Origin of the sequence: Streptomyces sp. UH6 (assembly GCF_013421635.1) — a bacterium.
Classification (GTDB): domain Bacteria; phylum Actinomycetota; class Actinomycetes; order Streptomycetales; family Streptomycetaceae; genus Streptomyces; species Streptomyces abyssomicinicus.
This window is the reverse complement of sequence record NZ_JACADT010000399.1, coordinates 1-4,899: the sequence shown is the minus strand read 5'-3', so window position 1 is coordinate 4,899 and position 4,899 is coordinate 1. Positions and strand designations below refer to the sequence as shown.

Sequence of the window (4,899 nt, the reverse complement as noted above, 5' to 3'; positions counted from 1 at the left end):
CTGGCGCGGCGCCTGCTCGACCCGGTCGCCCGGCTGCTCCGTGCCGAACTGCGGCGCGGCCGGGAACGCACCGGCCGCCCCCACGACGGACGCCGTTGAGGCCACGGCGGCGGCAGGGGCGCGGAACGGATGTGGTCACGGAGCAGACGGGGCCAGGAACGGATTGAGGTCAGGGAACGGATGACGGACGGATGACGGACAGCATCTTCGCGACGAGCGTGTTCTTCCGGCTCGCGATCGGCGGTGACGACCTGGGCGCCTTCCACACGTGCTCCGGCATGGGCGCCGAGGTCGAGATCGAGAGCTACGCCGAGGGCGGCAACAACGGGTTCACCTGGCACCTGCCCGGACGCGTCACCTGGTCGAACATCACGCTCACCCGGCCGGTCACCGCCGACACGGCGAAGATCGGCCGCTGGCTCGACGAGACGCTCAAGCGGGTGGAGCCCAAGGACGGCGAGATCGTGGCCCTGCAACCGGACCTGACCCCGATCGTGAGCTGGCAGGTGTTCGGGATCGTCCCGGTGCGCTGGCAGGGGCCGTCCTTCGACCCCGGCAACCCGGCGGCGGCGGTCGAGAGCCTGGAGATCGCCCACGAGGGCCTGCGCTGGTCCTGAAGCACCACCGCCGGAAGCCCCACCCGCCGGGTGCCGCCCCGCCGGTCCCACCGCCCGCCACGTACACCCACCCGCCGCACGGAAAGGAGGCGCCGGATGTCCCCAGCGATCCGCTCCAGCCGGGCCAGGGCCCAGCTGACCCTGAAGGAGCCCCCGGCCTCGGTCGGCGCGAAGCCGGGCGGCACGATCGCGCGGCTCGACCTGCAGTTCAACCCCTCCACCCTGGAACTGCGCAAGACCACCGAGTGGCGGCGCTCCCCCTCCCGGATGGCGGAACAGTCGGCGCTGCCCGAGTTCGTCGGCAGCGGTCCGCGCGAACTGAGTCTCCAGGTGTTCCTGGACGCCACCGCCACCCACGACAACTCCGTGGAGCAGGCGGTGGAGAAGCTGATGAAGGCGTGCGTGCCGACCCCGGCCAGCCTGGGCCGCAAGAAGCCGGCCAGCCCGTGGGTGCGGTTCGAGTGGGGCACCGCGCGGACCACCTCGTTCGACGGGGTGCTCTCCAGCCTGTCGGTCACCTACACCCTGTTCGACGTGGACGGAACGCCGCTGCGGGCCACCTGCGCCCTGTCCATCGAGGAGGCGAGCGTCGACCCGCCGGGCCAGAACCCGACGTCCGGCGCGCGCACGGCCCGCAGCACGCACACCGTGGTGGCCGGCGACAGCCTGGCCCTGCTGGCCTGGCGGGAGTACGGGGACGCGACGGCCTGGCGGGTCATCGCGGAGGCGAACGGAATCGACGACCCGATGGCGCTGGTACCCGGCACCGAACTGGTGGTGCCGGGCCTGCGCGACGCGGGCGGTGAGGAGGAGCGGTGAGCGCATCCGGAGCACAGGGCGGCCGGTCGTTCGCGGCGGACCCCATCATCGAGACGCCCGGCGAACTGCCGCCCGTCTGGGCCGCCCAGCTGGTGAGCTGCGTGGTGGACGAGAACGTGGGCCTGCCGGACGCGGCACAGCTCACCTTCCGCGACCCCGACCACGAGTTCCTGCGGACGGTCGGCATCACCATCGGCACCCCGCTCAGGGTGTCGGTGGTGACCGTCTCCGGGCAGGCCCGCGAACGGCTCTTCGACGGCGAGGTGACCGCCCTGGAGGTGGACCGGGACCGCACGGGATCGTTCACGGTGGTGCGCGCCTTCTCCAAGGCGCACCGCCTCCAGCGGGGCCGGAAGGTGGTGGCGTACCGCGACATGACGGCGGCGGCCATCGTCCGCAAGGTGGCCGCCGGGGCCGGGCTGGCCTGCGGGACCGTGGAGGCCGCGCCGGTCACCTACCGCCAGCTCTCGCAGGCGAACGTGTCCGACTGGGACTTCCTGCAGCACCTGGCGGCCGAGAGCGGCGCGCAGGTCCGCGTCGACGAGCAGGGCCTGCTCCAGTTCACCCGGCCGCGCAAGGCATCCTCGGCGCCCGCGCCGTCGACCTCGGCCGCCCGGAACCCGATGGTGCTGGAGTACGGCCGGAACCTGCTGGCGCTGCGGGCGTCGCTGTCCGCCGCGGACGGCGCCCAGCAGGTGGAGGTCCGCGGCTGGGACGTGACCACCAAGCGGCCGCTGGTGGCCCGGCAGCCCTCGGTGGAGAGCGACACGGTGATTCCGGGACTGAGCCCGGCGTTCGCCGCCCGGTTCGGCCGGTCGTCGAAGCTGACCGTCACCGACACCCCGTACCGCACCCAGGCGGAGACGACGGCGGCGGCGGCGGCCACGGCCGCCCAGGTCAGCGCCGGCTTCGGCGAGCTGGAGGCGGTGGCCGAGGGCAACCCGCAGCTGCGGGCGGGCAAGCCGGTGGCGCTCGGCAACGTCGGGCAGGCGTTCACGGGCAAGTACACCGCGACGGCCGTGCAGCACGTCCTGGAGCCGCACGGCGGATACCGGACGACGGTGTGGGTGAGCGCCAGCCCCGACCGCTCCCTGACCGGCCTGGTCACCGGCGCCAACGCGCCGGGCCGCGGGCCGCGCATGCCGGGGCTCGCGATCGGCGTGGTGACGGACGTGCGCGAGCCGGGCGGCGCGGAGAACGGCGCGGTGAAACTGCGGTTCCCCTGGCTGGACGACACGTACACCACCGACTGGGTCCGCACCGTCCAGTGGGGCGGCAAGGGCGGCGGAGGCGTGGTGAGCCCCGAGGTCAACGACGAGGTGCTGGTGGGCTTCGAACAGGGCCTGCTGGACAGCCCGTACGTCATCGGAGGGCTCTACAACGGCGTCGACAAGCCGTCGCCCCACGACGTCCCACTGATCGACGGGACCACCGGCAGGGTCAACCGCCGCTCCGTCGTGTCGCGTTCGGGACACCGGGTGGAGCTGCTCGACGCGAGGGCGCCGGGCCCGTCCGGCGTCCGGCTCACCACCGGTGACGAGCGCCTCGAGGTGTTCCTGGACGACCGGCGGGACCGGATCGAACTCACGGTCTTCGCCAAGGGCCGCCGGCGCCTCACCTCCGTCTCGCTCGACCGGAAGGGCATCACCCTCGACGCGGGGCGGGGCGACGTGAGCGTGTCGGGCCGCAACGTGGACATCCAGGGCCGGGTCGGGGTGAAGGTCGGCGGCCGCTCGGTGAGCGTCAGCGGCAGCCAGGACGTCACCGTCGACGGCGGCCTGCTGGGCGTCCTGAAGGCGAAGCTCATCCGGATCAACTGACCCTGACCGCCCCGTCCTCACGCCCCCCGTCCTTCCTCCCAGCCCTTCCCCGAGTCCCTGAAGCCGACGTCCCGAGGAGCAACGCATGCCGGCCGCAGCCCGTACCGGTGACCCCACCGCCCACGGCGGTGTGATCGCCACGCCGCCGCCCCCCGCCGCCGCGGCCGTGGCGCGTGTGCTGATCGGCGGCCGGCCCGCCGCCGTCGTGGGCAGCCTCCACGCCTGCCCGATCCCGCCGCACGCGCTCACCGGCCCGGCCAACGTGATCATGCCCAACCCGGTCGCGGCCACGGTGCTCATCGGCGGGCTGCCGGCGGCGCGGGCGCGCGACCGGACCGTGTGCGGCGCGGTGATCCTGACCGGCGCCCCGAACGTCCTGATCGGGGGAGTGTGATGAGCGAGCGGTTCATCGGACGCGGCTGGGCCTTCCCGCTGCGGGTCGGGCCGACCGGCGGCATCGCCCTGGTCGACCGCGAGCGGGAGATCGAGGAGGCGATCCGCCTGGTGCTCGGCACCGCGCCGGGCGAGCGCCCCATGCGCCCCGAGTTCGGCTGCGGCATCCACGACTACGTCTTCGCCCCCGGCGACGGCGCCACCGCCGGACGCATCGCGCAGCAGGTGCGGGAGGCCCTCGAACGGTGGGAGCCGCGCGTCGCGGTGGACGACGTGCTGGTCGCCTTCGACGCCGTCGAGGACGGCACCCTCTACATCGACGTGCGCTACACCGTCCGCTCCACCAACGACCGGCGCAATCTGGTCTTCCCCTTCTACACGATCCCCTCCGAGGAGGGGGCCGAGGAATTGGTCGCCGACTGATGGCCCTGCCCTCCCCGAACCTGGACGACCGGCGTTTCCAGCAACTCGTCGACGAGGCGAAGCGCTACGTGCAGCAGCGCGCCCCGGAATGGACCGACCACAACGTCTCCGACCCGGGCGTCACCCTGATCGAGACGTTCGCGTACCTCGTGGACCAGCTGCTGTACCGGCTGAACCGGGTGCCGGACAAGAACTACACCGCGTTCCTCGACCTGCTGGGCATCCGCCTCTTCCCGCCGGCCGCGGCCGTGGCCGACGTCGACTTCTGGCTGTCGGCGCCGCAGCCCGACACGGTGACGCTGCCCGCGGGCACGGAGGTGACCACCGCGCCCGGCGAGGCCGACGAGGCCGTGGTGTTCACGACGACCGCGGAGCTGCACATCCTGCCCAGCGAGCTGACCCGGCTGGTGACCGCGCACCGCGGCGGCGAGCAGACCGACCGCACCGGGGCGCTCTCCGAAGGCCGCGACATCCCCTGCTTCCAGGCCGCGCCGGAGCCGGGCGACGCCCTGCTGTTCGGCCTGCCGACGGCGGTGCCCGGATGCATCGTCGCGGTGCGCCTGGACAGCCGGGTGGAGGGCGTCGGCGTGGACCCGCGTCAGCCACCGCTCGTGTGGGAGGCGTGGGACGGCGGCGGCTGGCGGGCGTGCGAGACCGGCCCGGACACCACCGGAGGGCTGAACCGGCCCGGCGAGGTCGTCGTGTACGTGCCGGCCGGGCACACGGCGTCGGTGATCGGCGGGACGCGGGCCGGCTGGCTGCGCTGCCGCGTCACCGAGGCGGAGCCGGGGCAGCCGTTCTACTCGGAGTCCCCCACGGTGCGCGAG

At 73.7% G+C, this 4,899-nt stretch carries 6 protein-coding genes; all 6 read left to right on the top strand.

The annotated features are described in order from the left end of the window. Positions 1-191 precede the first annotated feature (191 nt). Entirely contained in the window at positions 192-617 is a 426-nt protein-coding gene (locus HW445_RS18520; protein WP_180222110.1) for a phage tail protein, read from the top strand. Between the two features lie 96 nt (positions 618-713). Continuing rightward, the gene (locus HW445_RS18515; protein WP_180222109.1) at positions 714-1,436 is read left to right on the top strand and encodes a LysM peptidoglycan-binding domain-containing protein; all 723 of its coding nucleotides are present in this window, start codon (positions 714-716) and stop codon (positions 1,434-1,436) included. Continuing rightward, positions 1,433-3,256, top strand: coding sequence for a VgrG-related protein (locus HW445_RS18510; RefSeq protein WP_180222108.1), 1,824 nt, complete (start codon positions 1,433-1,435; stop codon positions 3,254-3,256). Before HW445_RS18515 ends, HW445_RS18510 begins: the two co-directional genes overlap by 4 nt. A gap of 85 nt (positions 3,257-3,341) precedes the next feature. Further along, positions 3,342-3,650 (top strand): PAAR domain-containing protein, encoded by a 309-nt coding sequence (locus tag HW445_RS18505; RefSeq protein WP_180222107.1) that lies wholly within the window; start codon positions 3,342-3,344, stop codon positions 3,648-3,650. Continuing rightward, positions 3,650-4,072, top strand: a complete 423-nt coding sequence (locus HW445_RS18500) for a GPW/gp25 family protein (protein ID WP_151773510.1) — start codon at positions 3,650-3,652, stop codon at positions 4,070-4,072. Before HW445_RS18505 ends, HW445_RS18500 begins: the two co-directional genes overlap by 1 nt. After that, on the top strand, positions 4,072-4,899 hold an 828-nt coding region (locus HW445_RS18495; protein WP_180222106.1), incomplete at its 3' end, for a putative baseplate assembly protein. The genes HW445_RS18500 and HW445_RS18495, both read left to right, overlap by 1 nt.